At 67.8% G+C, this 13,949-nt stretch carries 11 protein-coding genes; 4 read left to right on the top strand and 7 right to left on the bottom strand.

The window, feature by feature from the left end; genetic code table 11:
- Position 1: 1 nt before the first annotated feature.
- The 7 genes from A6Q81_RS16890 to A6Q81_RS16860 form a co-directional block, all read right to left on the bottom strand.
- Positions 2-1,357, bottom strand: a complete 1,356-nt coding sequence (locus A6Q81_RS16890) for an MATE family efflux transporter (RefSeq protein WP_067860595.1) — start codon at positions 1,355-1,357, stop codon at positions 2-4.
- Positions 1,358-1,362: 5 nt separating this feature from the next.
- A complete protein-coding gene (locus tag A6Q81_RS16885) occupies positions 1,363-2,427 on the bottom strand; it encodes an acyltransferase family protein (RefSeq protein ID WP_286691189.1) in 1,065 nt (354 codons plus the stop codon).
- 7 nt (positions 2,428-2,434) lie between these two features.
- Positions 2,435-3,328 carry a glycosyltransferase family 2 protein gene (locus A6Q81_RS16880; RefSeq protein WP_067860599.1) on the bottom strand — a complete coding sequence of 298 codons (894 nt, stop codon included), beginning with the start codon at positions 3,326-3,328 and terminating at the stop codon, positions 2,435-2,437.
- Position 3,329: 1 nt separating this feature from the next.
- Positions 3,330-4,199, bottom strand: coding sequence for an NAD-dependent epimerase/dehydratase family protein (locus A6Q81_RS17345; protein ID WP_353681429.1), 870 nt, complete (start codon positions 4,197-4,199; stop codon positions 3,330-3,332).
- Positions 4,200-4,354: 155 nt separating this feature from the next.
- Positions 4,355-5,635, bottom strand: coding sequence for a Gfo/Idh/MocA family protein (locus tag A6Q81_RS16870; RefSeq protein WP_067860603.1), 1,281 nt, complete (start codon positions 5,633-5,635; stop codon positions 4,355-4,357).
- Complete coding sequence (locus A6Q81_RS16865; RefSeq protein WP_067860605.1) at positions 5,632-7,371, bottom strand: heparinase II/III family protein; 1,740 nt, start codon at positions 7,369-7,371, stop codon at positions 5,632-5,634. Before A6Q81_RS16865 ends, A6Q81_RS16870 begins: the two co-directional genes overlap by 4 nt.
- Positions 7,372-7,411: 40 nt before the next feature.
- Positions 7,412-8,266: an aldo/keto reductase gene (locus A6Q81_RS16860; protein ID WP_067860607.1), complete on the bottom strand. Its 855-nt coding sequence runs from the start codon at positions 8,264-8,266 to the stop codon at positions 7,412-7,414.
- A 226-nt stretch (positions 8,267-8,492) separates the two neighbouring features.
- Here A6Q81_RS16860 and rfbA point away from each other — a divergent pair, with 226 nt between their 5' ends.
- The 4 genes from rfbA (at position 8,493) to A6Q81_RS16840 (ending at position 13,851) form a co-directional block, all read left to right on the top strand.
- Entirely contained in the window at positions 8,493-9,359 is an 867-nt protein-coding gene (gene rfbA / locus A6Q81_RS16855; protein WP_286691188.1) for a glucose-1-phosphate thymidylyltransferase RfbA, read from the top strand.
- A 126-nt stretch (positions 9,360-9,485) separates the two neighbouring features.
- Complete coding sequence (locus A6Q81_RS16850; RefSeq protein WP_286691187.1) at positions 9,486-11,102, top strand: tyrosine-protein kinase domain-containing protein; 1,617 nt, start codon at positions 9,486-9,488, stop codon at positions 11,100-11,102.
- Between the two features lie 240 nt (positions 11,103-11,342).
- Positions 11,343-11,915, top strand: a complete 573-nt coding sequence (locus tag A6Q81_RS16845; protein ID WP_067860611.1) for an LPXTG cell wall anchor domain-containing protein — start codon at positions 11,343-11,345, stop codon at positions 11,913-11,915.
- Between the two features lie 124 nt (positions 11,916-12,039).
- Positions 12,040-13,851, top strand: coding sequence for a DUF4012 domain-containing protein (locus A6Q81_RS16840; protein ID WP_286691186.1), 1,812 nt, complete (start codon positions 12,040-12,042; stop codon positions 13,849-13,851).
- Positions 13,852-13,949 lie beyond the last annotated feature (98 nt).

The raw sequence follows: 13,949 nt of genomic DNA, 5'->3' as shown, positions 1-13,949 counted from the left end.
GTCATCGCACGTGCAAGCTCACCAGGACCACAGTCACGGAGCACAGCAACACGACGACGGTCGCCTTCAGGATATCCGGATGAAGCAGTGCCGAGTCGCGAAGTCGTGAGGTGGGACGGATCCATGCCGCTGTGATACAGCTGCCCACGATCTTTCCCAGAGCGATACCGACGATGGAAGCTGCCGGATCGATGACGGCACCCACGACGACGACCGCCAGGCCCGCGATGGCGATGGAGACACATTCGCTCATCACGTACGGCACGACGCGGCCACTCGCGATACCGAGGTAGTAGGCAGGCGAGGCGAAGATCGTCGCAGCCCACATCGCCGAGACCACTCCCACCACGTAGATGAAGAGCGGATCGACCTCGTCGAGGTAGAGGAACGAGATGAGCGGAGAGGCCACCGCGACCAAAAGCATGAGCCCACCACCCATGAGGGCTGCGGCACGACAGATGCGCGAGAAGAGGTCCCGCAGGCCCTGCTGGTCTCCCACCGACAGCTCTGCGAACTTGGGCAGTGAAGGCTGCAGCGCCATGATCGCGACGTTTCGGGCCTGATACGACATCCTGTAGGCGATCTCGAAGATCCCGAGGACGTGAGTGCCCGCCACCGCTCCGAGAGCGGTCTTCACGACGGGTTCGAACATCAGGTTGGCGAGAGAACCCGCCTGGAGCTTGACGCCGAATCCGAGCATCTCCCGCAGGAGCGCCCCGGAGAACCAGGGCGATGCCATCCTGTCGCCGGCGCTGTTCGTCACGATGGCGAGAGCGCCGAGCTCGAAGCAGATGGCGAGCACGAACTGCCCCGCTTGCGCCCACGCCAGACCGTTCAGGCCGAACGTCCCCACGAGCATCAGCGACGCGACCAGCTGGGCCAGCATGCCCAGCATGCCTCCGATGGAGCGCAGGTCGGCGCGCCCCATCCCCAGCAGGCACGAGTCGATCGCGGACTTCACGATGAGGAGCCACAGGCTCAACACTGCCCAGGGCAGCACCTCTCGCGCGGCGGCAAGCTCACGCCCGTCGAGGGCGATGGCCAGTCCGCGCCAAAGGGGCCACCAGAGGGCAAGCGCGACGACGCCCATGGCGGCCGCCATGAACAGGACACCGGTCCGCATGTACGCGACTGCGGCTTCGAGTCGGCCCTCGCCGATCGATCGCCCGATGAATCGCGCCAGACCTCCGCTGATCCCGAGGTCCGCAGCACGGCCGAACGCCGTCGTCGCCAGGACTAGGGACCAAACGCCGAGCATGGAGACGCCGAGGGTCTGGACGACGTTGCGGTAGATGAAGAAGAGGCAGACGCCACCGACGATGACCTCGGCCGCGGAGAATGCACTGTTGCGTCGCATCGTCCTCACGGCGTTGCGCGTCTCTGCAGCCGGCTCTTCAGTCGCAGTGCCGGGCTCTCCACAGCGTGCCAGGAGAGGGCGGCGAGCGGCACGACGATCACCAGGCTGATCAGGGCGTTCACGATCGCGTGGCGCGGGTCCAACCAGAGCTGGACGGCCTGCTGCACCGGGAACGCGTAGATGTAGATGCCGTAGCTGTAGTCGTGCATGGAGCGGAAGCGATGCAGCCACTGCGCCTGGAAGAAGGCGAGGCAGAAGACGAGGGCGGCCACGAGCAACACCAGGGCGGTCTGGAAGAGGGGCGTGCCAAAGCTCACCAAGCACAGCAGCCCTCCGATGCCGACCCACCACCACGCGGGACGTGCCCGGTCGGACAGGCGGGCAACGACGACCCCGACCATGAACGCCAGCGAGAGTCGGTGCAGCTTGGCGACGTCGCTACCGTCATGCAGCGCCGCATCGAGGGAGCCAAGGTGCGCTGAGACGACGAGGAAGCCCACGTAGCCCACGACATACACCACGCACATGGAGGCGAAGCGACGGTTGGACGCGAACGCTCCCACCACGAAGAGCCCCACGACCGCGAGGTAGCACGTGAACTCGAAACGCAGGGTCCAGAGGGAGCCGTTCACCACGCCGTCGGTCGGCAGACCGTCGAACACTCCCGGCAAGTGGTACTGCGGCGCGTAGAGCACGGCGTTGCCGGCGACGTACTCGTAGACCTGCGGGGACGTGAAGTAGCTGCTCGGTCCGCCTGCGGCGACCGTGAGCCCAAGAACCATCGTCGTGAGCACGAGCATCACCCACAGGCCCGGGAAGATGCGGAGGCCTCGCGCCACCATAAAGATCTTCACGTTCCTGCTGCTGACCATGGAACGGTAGATGAGGAAGCCGCTGATCGAGAAGAACGCGGAGACGGCGATCCAGCCCCCGCTGTAACCGATCCACTCCTCGATCGCGTCGGGGCGCGCACCAGCGATCTCTGCCGCATGCGAGAAGATCACTGCACTTGCCGCCACCAGGCGGAGCAGGTTGAAGTTGTTCGCCCTGGCGTCGTGGACCTTGACCATGTCTACCTCACGAGTTCCCGACGCTACGGTCCACGCGACGCACCAACCGGAACACCGGCTCAAGCCTCGGGAACCTCCACCGAAGCATCAACAGCGACTGGTGCAGGTTCAGGCGCAGCAGGCGCCATCGAGAAGCTCTCCAAGCAGAGCGCGGAAGGCGGGACCGCAGCTGCCGCGTCATGGGAAGGAGCGGGAGGAAGGAGGAGAGGACGCCCCACGGACCGGGCTCGCGGACGAAGTGCCGCTTGAAGCTGGCGAAGTACTTGCCGGGCGCGTTTGCCGCACGGACCAGGCCGACCGTCCCTGTCTCGAGGTGGTCGCCCTCGAGCATCGTCAGGCCGACGACGAGCCAGTCGTAGCCGAAGACCGACGTGTCCTCGGCGTAGGCCTTCTTGAGGCCATCGGTTCGGTAGACGCCGAAGAGACGAGAGCTGTCACGCGGGTTCGCGAAGTACGTCCTGAGCCGCTGCTCCGGTGTCCCCTCGATGCTGAACGTGCCGCGCGCGTCGGTCAGCGAACCGTCCTGCGCTCTGAACTGCACCGGCGTGCAGGCTGCCACCGCATTGGGATGGTGGTCGAGCAGCTCGATGCAGTCCTCGGCGAACCGCGGACTGCGCAGGTCGTCGTCGGTCGCCCACATGAAGTACTCGGTGTCCGCGGCCATGAGCACGCCACGGAAGTTGTCACTCTGAGGAACGGTGGCGGGATGCCGGACGTGCACGACCCGCGGATCCTCGGCCGCGAAGGCGGCGCAGATCTCGCTCGTCCCGTCCGTCGAGGCGTTGTCGAAGATCAGCAGCGTGAAGTCGCGGAAGGTCTGGCTCAGCTGACTCTCGATGCTTCGCGCGATCGACGCCGATCCGTTGAAGGTGATGAGCCCGATCGTCAGCCTCGGCTTCACGTCACGCACCACCGTTCAGCAGACGCAGCAAGTCGCGGGTGGTGGCGCGGAAGGACTGCGATCCCCGCTCGTACGATGCTGTCGACTCGTACCGCAGGGGTTCAGGCGGATCGACGTCCGGACCCCCTCGGAACACCTGGCACGGTCGGCCCGTGACGGACTCAGCTTCTTCAGCGCAGATCTGCGCGACCTCGGCGATCGAGGCGTCGAGCAGGCCGATCGGGTTGAGGACGCTCCAACCCTGGCCGTCCTCCCCGAGCCATCGCGCGACCACGCGGGCGATGTCGTCGTTCCCGACGAAGTTCCGCCGCTGCTCGCCGGACGACCGGATCCTGATCTCACCCCCGCTGACGGCGTCGCGAGGGAACGCGAAGGGGACCAGCGACCACCGGCGGAAGCGCTCGGGATCGGGCAAGAGGCCGAAGACTGCGCAGGGTCGGAGGGCCGAGACCCGGACCTGGTCCGAGGCCCGTCGTCGAAAGATCTGCTCCGTCGCGTAGTGCGCGATGGCGTAGTCGGACACCGGATTGGAGGCACGGCTCTCGTCGACACGACCGACGAGTGGCCCGTAGACGTGAGCGGAGGAGATGTAGACGAGGTGGCGGGCCCCCGCGTGGAGTGCCGCGTCGACCAGACGGTTCGCACCCCCGACGGCCTTCTTCCACGCAAGATCCGCGTGATCGCGTATGTCCTCGTCGACGACCCCGGCGCAGTGCACCAACGCATCGATCTGGGGGAAGTCGGCCCTGTCCCACGTCGACTCGTCCGAGAGGTCGAGGACCACGTCGTCACCATCCCGGCGGCCCACCTTGACGATCTCGTGATCGTGCTCGAGGAGGCGGACGACCGCCGACCCGATGAGCCCACTCACTCCTGTCACAGCGACTCGCAACGTGTCACATCCACCGTGTACTTGGTACTGGGGAACGCCCAGCTCGCGTGTCCGAACCTGCTGCTCGACTCGCAGGCGGACGTCGACGATCCAGCGTGTCTTGCAGCATCCTAATGCCGGGCGAGTTCCTTGGATCAGACATTGCGCACACCACCTGGCTGATCGTGGCGCGGATCACCGCTCGTCAGTGCGCCCACGTCCGGGATCGGCCCCAGAGGCTCAAAGGTGGTCGTCGTGCGCACAGCGATCCCGCCCGGACCCGCCCCCTGAACCAGGAGCGTGAGCTCGTTCAGATGCAGCAGGAAGTCCGGACTCAGGTACTGAGGGTTGCCGCCTGAGATCTCGTCAGCCATCTGCGCGATCCCTGCGAACTTGTCCTGGGCGTACACCTCGCGTCTCCGGAGCGCCCCGACGAGGCGCTGCTTGAGCGACGGACGCACGAGGAGGTTCTTCTCCACGGCGTGCGACTTGGAGTTCCGGAGGAGCTTGACGCGACGTCCGCCCATTCCGAGAAGCCGGCCGAGACCGCGATGCGCGCGGAGCGTCTGGAACTTTCGGGCGTTCAGGCTCCGCCGGGTGAACCGCTCGAGGAAGACCGGGGCCCGGTACTGACGATAGCTGTCAGTGGTGATCTCGCCTTCGCGTCCGATCACGCGCATGCGGTGGTCGCGGGGTGCCACGACGCTGCACGTGATGCGCGCGGCCGCTCCGCTCGCAAAGTGGAGGTTGGCCACGGAGTAGTCGGGCGTTCCCGACAGACCGGGTACGTCCCCCGCCTTGCCCTCGATCAGCTCGCTCGAGAACGCCGTCACGGCGGTCACCGGTCCGAGGAGGCCGCAGATCCAGATGAGGTGGTATCCCAGGTGCTCGTAGGTGCACCCTTCGAGGATCTCCTCGACCAGGGGCCATGGTGCTCCCGTCGGACTGACGACCTCCTCGAACCCCATGAGATGGATGGGGTTGTCGTCGAGCTCGGCATAGACCAGGAGCGGTTGCCCGATCGCGCCGGACTGCACGAGCTCGAACATGGTGCGCACGCTGTCGCTGAAGATGTTGCACGGCGCGGCGCCGAGCCGTACGCCATTCGTCTCCGCGGTGTCGAACAGGTCCCGGGTCTCCTCGACGGAGGTGGTGATCGGCTTCTCCGAGTAGACGTGCTTCCCAGCCTCCAGGGCGCGCTTCGACACCTCGTAGTGCGACCCGATGTTGGTCAGGTTCACGACCATGTCGACCTGCGGGTCGTCCAGGAGCTCGTCGTACGACGCGTACCCATGGAACCCGTAGTGCTCTGCGACGGCGCGCACTCGTTCTGGTCGCCGGTCGTAGACCCCAGCGACCTCCAGCTCCGGGTGGGCGCGCACCGTCCTCATGTAGATGTCGAACACGAATCCGCAGCCGACGATCGCGATCTTCATGCCGGATGCTCCTTTCGCTCCACCCGCTCTGCGACGGGACGGCTGTTCACGGCGACCTGCCACTCAAGGTCGTGACTCGAGTCGAGCGAAGGCTTCAGGTCGATCAATGTCGCGGCGCGACTCTCGAGGTAGCGACAGGCCCACGCGCCGTCGCGCACGCCGGCGACGTCGCCGTGGGTCACGGCGATCTCGGCCTCCTTGTCGTCCGAGCGGAACAGGACGCGATCCCGTTGGCTGTCGACGAGAGTCCATCCGTCGGAGACGGTGAGCGTGACGACAGCCTCGTCCCGTCGTCCCGACCAGCTGTCACGCACCACGACCGAGCCGCGCCCGAGGCTCACGCGTCGCCGGACCGTCGGGCCACCTGGGAGCGGCAGCTCTCCCGTGGCTGACTGCTCGTCGTCCGCCACCTGGATGGAAGCCCGCGCCATCCGACCCACACGGAAGCAGCCGAGGTACTCGACCGGTTCGAGTCCCTCCACCCGGGGACCGTTGTGGCTGGCAGCCGACCGCTCGAGGGTCCGCCGTTCACCGGTGGAGTACTGGAACGTGCCAGGGTCAACGATGAACCGCCGCCCCGCGACGTCGACCTCGACCGAGAGGAAGTCCGCGTGCCCGTGACCGGGATTCCACGACGGGCCGATGGCTCCCCCGTCCATGAGCGCAAAGACGTCCTCGCCCTCGAGCCGGACGTATCCAGCCGAGTCGAGCACGCTGGTGGGCCTGACGTCCTGCCCGTCCAAGACGTCGCTGATCGGGGGGACCTCCTCGAACCAGCTGTCGTTGAACAACGCGATCTCGCCGTCGGGATGCGTGAGGGACGCCCAGGCCTTCAGAGCCTTGTCGTGCGTCTTCTTGGCCTCGTCGCGGACCCGCTGCGACAGGAACGGCGTCTTGGCGAAGACGTCGAGCGCCATCACGGCAAGACCTTGATACATCGCTGATCGCTCGGCGATCACTCCGTCGGGCAGGACGCAGGCACGCATCGACCTGCGGACCTCGCGGTTCAGTCGGCGCTTCGTGCGCCGAGGGACGCGGCGGGCGTAGCTGTAGTACAGGCACAGCGCGGCCAGGTTCCGCTCGACATGGTTGTTGCGCAGCTCGTGCTCGACGTTGACCTGCACGAACGCCACGTTCCACCGGAGGAACTCGTCGAGCTCATCGGTCAGCGTCGTCGGCAGCTCGCGCCCTTCTAGCGCGAGCACGTAACCGCTCAGGATCGCGAGGATCCTGTGGGAGACGCTGTAGGGGAACCAGTAGGAGGAGAAACAACCCTCGATCCCGAAGTCCGCGGTCGTCCGATACCCCCGCACGAGACTCTCGACCGCCGCCAGGTGCGTCTCCCCTCCGTCGATCAGCATGGGACAGACAAAGCCCATGTGACCGAGCTTCATGCGCCAGAGGTGGAAGTCGGACTCGGCGTCGACGCGGTGGTGCCAGTCGATACGTGCGACATCATGGAAGTCGACCTTCTGGCCGAAGAACTCGAACTCCGCCCGAGCCGCACGGTCGATCGTCTCGACGTACTCGGCGTAGTAGAACGGCGCCACGGCGCGCGCCAGCTCGGTGGACCGGGCGGGTCGGCGCCCCAGCTCGAGCGGCGGCACCGAGCGGGCGACGCGCGCGACGTAGCGGTGGTAGAGGTCGGGTCGGGCGCGAGCGATGCGGTTCCGCACGATCCGCTTCACGTGGTAGGCGACCTGGCGCAACGACAGCCGCGACGCTGCCCGCACCATCACACGAGCCGAGGACGCGCTCAAGACTCGTACCGCGCGCTCATGGGTGGCCACCGGTGCACGAGCGGGCAGCCTCGACCGACGCAGCCAGACTCGACGTCCTTGTCGCCCCGACGAGCGTGATCGCCACCAACGGATCGTTGATGGAACGACAGATCCGGTCCTGCGCGAGCTCACTGGGGCGCGGATGGCCCGACAGTGAGCCGATGCCGCCAAGAACCTCCCGCGCAATCACCGCTACGCCCAGAACTCGTGCGCGGTCGAGCACCTCGGCGTAGTCGTCCGAGCCTGGGTGCAACGGGAGCTGCAGCACCGATATCCGGCCGTCGTCGAGGCAGGCGTTGGCAGTGGCGACGTCGTCGACGGACACGCCGACGTACCTCACGTCTCCTGCGAGCCTGGCGTCCTCGAGGCCTGCCGTCGCTTCCCCTCGCTCGACGATCTCGACCGGAGGGCTGTGAAGCATCAGCACGTCGACGTACTCGCGCCGAAGACGACGAAGGCTCCCGTGGAGGCTCGACCTGAGGCGCGAGGGCTCCCAGTTCGTGGGCATCGGCTTGGCGCGCGCGGACCCGACGGTCTGCTTCGCTGCGGTCGACCGTCTCACCGAGCCTCTGAGAAGCCCCTTCACGGGCACGAGGGCGCGCTTCGGCCAAGGCACGTACTTTCCGGCCTTGGTCACCACGACCACATCGTCGCGCCGACTCATCGCCTCGCCGATCAGGCGTTCGCTGTCGCCCTGGCCATAGATGTTGGACGTGTCGAAGAACCGCACACCCTCTTCGAGCGCAAGCGCGAGGACAGTACGCGCCTCGTCCGGCGATGCTCCCCCGACCGAACCAAGCCTGCTGCACCCGAGTCCGAGCGGCAGCGCTCCCGCCGGGAGCAGGTCCACCGGTCCACGTCTCATCGATCGCCCTCTCGCCGGGATCTCCAGCACGTCGTCCACATCGTGTCACGGGCGCGGTGCCGCGCGAGAGCGTTTGAGCGCGCCATCCAAGAGGGCTCGATCACAGATCGGCTCGACTCAGGGTCGCGTGACCGTGCGAACCGCGCGACGAGGCGCCGTGACTACGGCCTCCTCATATCGTTGGTCCGTTCATGGAGACGGACGTGCACCGATGAAGGGCATCATCCTGGCCGGCGGCACCGGTACCCGTCTGCACCCGATCACCGAGGGCATCAGCAAGCAGCTCATGCCGGTCTACGACAAGCCCATGATCTACTACCCGCTGTCGACGCTCATGCTGGCGGGCATCCGGGACATTTTGGTCATCACGACGCCGCACGAGGCCGACGGTTTCGAGCGACTTCTCGGCGACGGCAGCCAGTTCGGCATCCGGCTCACGTACGCGCAGCAGCCCAGCCCCGACGGCCTCGCGCAGGCCTACATCATCGGCGCCGAGCACGTCGGAACAAGCCACAGCGCACTCGTGCTCGGCGACAACATCTTCTACGGCACCGGCCTCGGATCCACGCTCGGCCGCTTCAAGCAGATGGACGGCGCCGCGATCTTCGGATATCGGATGGCCGACCCGCGACCCTACGGCGTCGTCGAGTTCGCCGACGACGGTCGCGTGCTGTCCATCGAGGAGAAGCCCGCCGAGCCAAAGAGCCCGTTCGCCATCCCCGGCCTCTACTTCTTCGACAGCGACGTCGTCGAGTACGCCCACGAGCTCAAGCCGTCGGACCGCGGCGAGCTCGAGATCACCGGCCTGCAGGAGCGCTACCTCGAGGAGGGTCGGCTGCACGTCGAGATCCTCGAGCGCGGCACCGCCTGGCTCGACACCGGCACCTTCGACTCCCTCAACGACGCCTCCAACTTCGTCCGTTCCGTCGAGTCCCGCCAGGGCCTCAAAGTCGGCGCACCCGAGGAGATCGCCTGGCGTCTCGGATACATCGACGACGACCAGCTGCGAGCCCGCGGCGAGCGGCTGCACAAGAGCGGTTACGGCCGCTACCTGCTCGACCTCCTCGCCCACGTCTGAGCATCGCGCACGATTCGCCCGCACGACGTCACAGCCAAGTCGTCCACGATCCCCACCCGCCTCGCCTAGAGTGAGGCGCATCCCTCGGTCTCGGGGGCCGCCGTCATCACCACTCGGGAGCTGTACGTGGACCTGCGGGACTACCTGACCATCCTTCGTCACCGCTGGTTGCTCATCGCGTCCGTGGCCCTCGGTGTCGTCGCCTTGGCAGCGCTCGCCACCTGGCGCACCACGCCCCAGTACGCGTCGTCCACCGACCTGTTCATCTCCACCTCGCAAGCCGCCGACGACAGCCAGGCCTTCCAGGGCAGCCAGTTCTCGCTGCAGCGCGTGAAGAGCTACGCCGAGATGGTGAACCAGAACGAGGTCACCCGGCGCGTCATCCGCAACCTCGACCTCGACGAGACACCGGCCGAGCTGAGCCAGCAGATCACCGCCACATCGCAGCTTGACACGGTCATCCTGACGATCACGGTCACCGACCCCTCGCCCGAGCGCGCCCAGCGCATCGCCGAGACCACCGCAGACGTGTTCGTCGGCTACGTCGGCGAGCTCGAGACGCCGCCCGGCAAGGACCAGGCCACCATCAAGGCCACCGTGACCAACCAGGCCACGGCACCGACCTCTCCCGTCTCGCCCCAGCCGCTGCGCAACCTCGGCCTCGGCCTCATCCTCGGTCTACTGCTCGGAGCCGGCATCGCCGTGCTGCGCGAGACCCTCGACTCCTCCGTCAAGACGCACAAGCAGCTCGAGGAGCTCGCCGAGGCGCCCGTCATCGGCGCCATCCCGTTCGACAACGGCGCCGACGGCGCCCCGCTCATCTCCGAGATCGACCCGTACTCCCCGCGCGCCGAAGCCTTCCGCGTGCTGCGCACCAACCTGCAGTTCATCGACCCCGACGCCAACAAGAAGGTCTTCGTGCTCTCCAGCGCGCTGCCGGGCGAGGGCAAGAGCACCACGGCCGTCAACCTCGCGCTCGCGCTCGCCGAGGGCGGTCAGAAGGTCGCGCTGGTGGAGGGCGACATGCGACGCCCCCGCGTGGCGCAGTACCTCGGGCTCGTCGAGGCCGTCGGCCTCACCACGGTGCTCGTCGGCCGTGTGGAGCTGCCCGACGCCATGCAGGAGACCGGCGTCTCCGGCCTGTCGGTGCTCTCGAGCGGCAAGACGCCGCCCAACCCCGCCGAGCTGCTGCAGTCGCGCGCCATGGTGAGCCTCGTCGAGCAGCTGCGCGCCGAGTACGACGTCGTGCTCATCGACGCCCCGCCGCTCCTGCCGGTCACCGACGCCGCGCTGATCTCCAGCGTCGTCGACGGCGCCGTGCTCGTCGTCCGCCACGGCAAGACCTCCAGCGACCAGGTGCGCGCCGCGGTCGGACGTCTCGAGGGCGTCGGCGCCAAGCCCGTCGCGGCGGTCTTCAACATGACGCCCGTGAAGTCCGGGCGCTACGGGTACGGCTACGGGTACGGCTACGGCTACGCGCCGACGGACACCGACAGCGTGGAGGCGGCGGAGGACCGCCCCGAACCCGCTTCGACCCGACGCGGCTCCAAGCGCCGCGCCGACACCACGCAGCAACAGCAGCAGCGTCAGTCGCACCCCGTCACAGCTCGTCGGCGCACCGACCGCTCGGGCGACCTCGACGCCCTCGACGACGCCGTGGGTCGCGAGCCCAGCCGCCGCCTCGACGCGAGCCGCGGCCTCCCGGACGACCCCGAGATCGACGATCCGGGCCGTCAGGCCTGATCTTCCGGGCGTCTCAGTCCGTGCGGACCGGTCGTACGTCCCCACGGCTTGTGTCATGAGTCACAGCTCGGCTTCCTGAAAAGACGGGAAAAATCCCCCAGACACGCCGCCAGCAAGTTGGCCCGTGTTGCGTCCGTGTGAATAGTTTGGACAAGTTTGGTTCGCGAGGGCTTTTCACCGCTACTGTTAGCCGGGAACCACTGGTTTTGTGGTCGTCTTCTACATCCCTCGGAGCTTCACATGCGCAGCACTCGTCTGGCCATCGCTGGCCTCGTGGCCGGTCTGGTCACCCTCTTCTCCGCCGGCTCGGCGTTCGCCTACGGCGACGAGCCCATCATCACCATCCCGGGCGGCAGTGCCGCCGCGGGTGTCCAGGTCGCCCCGGGCGGTCAGTTCTCCTTCTCCGGCACCTTCGGTGGCGCCGAGGTCGAGTCCTACTCCGCCACGCTGCTCGGCCAGAACGTCGGTGGCGGCACGAACACCACCACCTGGAACGTCTCCGGCCAGGCGCCGAACGAGAACGGCACCTTCGAGATCGTCATGACGATCACGACGGCCGACGACATCGCCCCCAGCGCGAGCGGCCTGAAGTCCGGCTTCGTCCCGGTCCAGCAGACCTACACCAAGACGATCAAGCTCGTCGTGGGCACGGGCGTCGCTGACGCCGGCACCGGTACCGGCGCTGGCAGCGGCGACAACGCCAGCGGCGCGCTGCCCGACACGGGCGGCTCGAACGTCCTCCTCCTCGCAGGTGGCGCAGCCCTCGTGCTCGCCGGCGCCGGCGTCATCGCCGCCCGCCGTCGTCACAGCTGATCGCGTCGCTCCGCGAAGCACGACCCTGACGCCCGCCACCTCCACCAGCCTCCGGGCTGGGGAGGTGGCGGAGTCATGTCTGCACCGAACCCGTCGGCTCGACCCGCGACCCTAGGATCACGCCATGGCCTCCCGCACCCGCTCGTCGCGCTCATCAGGCAGCGCACGGCGCAAGAGCCGCAAGCAGCGCAACCGCAAGCCGCTGTGGATCGGCCTCGGCGTCGTCGTCCTCGCCGTGATCGGCGTCGTCGGGTGGATGGGCTACGAGGCGTCGCAGGCGCAGAAGGCCATCACGTCAGCCACCGGTGAGGCGCAGGACCTGCAGTCGCAGATCACCAGCGGCGACACCGACCTCGCACGCAACACCCTGCGAGCGCTACAGCAGAGCACCACCACCGCCCGCACCCGCACCGACGGCCCCCTCTGGGGCGCCGCCACCCACGTGCCCTTCGTCGGCTCCAGCGTCGACGCCGTGCAGACCGCCGCCGACGCCCTCGACGACATCGCCCAGCGCGCCCTGCCGCCCGTCGTCGACACCGCACAGTCGCTCGACGCCAACACCTTCCGCCCGAAGGACGGGCGCTTCCCGCTGCGTGAGTTCGCCGGGCTGGTCCGTCCCGTCAGCACCGCCGCGAACGTCCTCACCGAGAACCGTCGCCGCATCGACGCCATCGACGACTCCGCCATCGTCGGCCCCCTCCGCAAGCCCGTGCAGGAGCTCAAGGACAAGCTCGGTACGGCGCAGCAGGCCGCCGACGCCGCCGCGAAGGCGCTGCGCATCGCGCCCCGCATGCTCGGCGCCGACGGCACCCGCACCTACCTCGTCATGTTCCAGAACAACGCGGAGTCGCGGTCGCTCGGCGGCATCCCCGGCGCGCTCGCGCTCGTCACCGCCCGCAACGGCCGGCTCAGCTTCAACCAGCAGTTCACCATCCGTGAGCTCGGCGAGTTCGACGACCCGGTCGTGCGCATCACCGACGCGGAGGAGCGCACCTTCGGAAGCCTCATCGCCGAGGACATCCGCGACACCACCATCACGCCCGACTTCCCCCGCGTCGCCACCATCGCCCGCGCCATGGTGCAGCGCTCGCTCGGCACCAAGGTCGACGGCGTGCTGTCGATCGACCCCGTCGCCCTCTCCTACGCGCTCGACGGCACGGGCTCCATCCGACTCACCGACGGCACGGTGCTCACGTCGGCGAACGCCGTCGAGATCCTGCTCAACACCGTGTACGCGCGGTTCCCCGACCCGCAGGTGCAGGACCTCTTCTTCGCCGACGCAGCGCAGCGCATCTTCAGCTCCGTGCTCGGCGGACGCGGCGACTCCCGCAAGACCCTCGAGGGCCTGACGAAGGCCGTCGACGAGCGCCGCATCCTGCTGTGGAGCGCTGACAAGACGGTCGAGGACGACCTCGCCGGCACGCGCCTGTCGGGCGAGCTGCCCGAGCCGAGCACCACGCCGCGGGTCGGCGTGTACCTGAACGACACCACCAGCTCGAAGATGCAGTACTACCTCGACTGGAGGACGACGGTGAAGTCCGAGGGGTGTCGCACCGACGGTCGCCAGACGCTGGTCGCCACCACCACCATCACGTCGAACGCACCGGCCGACGCCGCCGACCTGCCGCGCTACATCACCGGCATCGGCAACCGGGCCCCGCGCGGCGACCAGCAACTGACCGTCCGCGTCGTCGCCCCCGCCGGCGGCACCGTCGACGAGGTGAGGGCCGACGACGCCATCTCCCTCGACGAGAGCGGCCGCCTCGGCACCCGCCCCGTCGCCTACACTGCCTACGTCATCAAGCCCGGCCAGACCGTCACCATCCGCACCACCATGACGACCGGCAAGGACCAACGTCGCGGCGCGGTCGTGACGACGACGCCGGGCGTCCAGTCCTTCACCCAGGACCGCCGCTTCCCCACCTCCTGCTCCTGACCCCCACTCGTCGAGGAGCGAAGGGTTCCGCAGGTCGAGTAGGCAAGGGTTCTGCTGGTCGAGTAGTCAGGACGAGCTTGCGAAGTCCTGACGTATCG

It is taken from the genome of Aeromicrobium sp. REDSEA-S38_B2, assembly GCF_001628525.1.
GTDB lineage: Bacteria > Actinomycetota > Actinomycetes > Propionibacteriales > Nocardioidaceae > Aeromicrobium > Aeromicrobium erythreum.
Note: the sequence above shows the minus strand (reverse complement) of the source record. Positions and strands in the feature narration are given on the sequence as shown.

Coding starts and splice junctions, on each gene's coding strand:
- A6Q81_RS16885 (WP_286691189.1), bottom strand. CDS start 2,427: ATGGTCAAGGTCCACGACGCCAGGGCGAACAACTTCAACCTGCTCCGC.
- A6Q81_RS16845 (WP_067860611.1), top strand. CDS start 11,343: ATGCGCAGCACTCGTCTGGCCATCGCTGGCCTCGTGGCCGGTCTGGTC.
- rfbA (WP_286691188.1), top strand. CDS start 8,493: ATGAAGGGCATCATCCTGGCCGGCGGCACCGGTACCCGTCTGCACCCG.
- A6Q81_RS16865 (WP_067860605.1), bottom strand. CDS start 7,371: ATGGTGCGGGCAGCGTCGCGGCTGTCGTTGCGCCAGGTCGCCTACCAC.
- A6Q81_RS16870 (WP_067860603.1), bottom strand. CDS start 5,635: ATGAAGATCGCGATCGTCGGCTGCGGATTCGTGTTCGACATCTACATG.
- A6Q81_RS16890 (WP_067860595.1), bottom strand. CDS start 1,357: ATGCGACGCAACAGTGCATTCTCCGCGGCCGAGGTCATCGTCGGTGGC.
- A6Q81_RS16840 (WP_286691186.1), top strand. CDS start 12,040: ATGGCCTCCCGCACCCGCTCGTCGCGCTCATCAGGCAGCGCACGGCGC.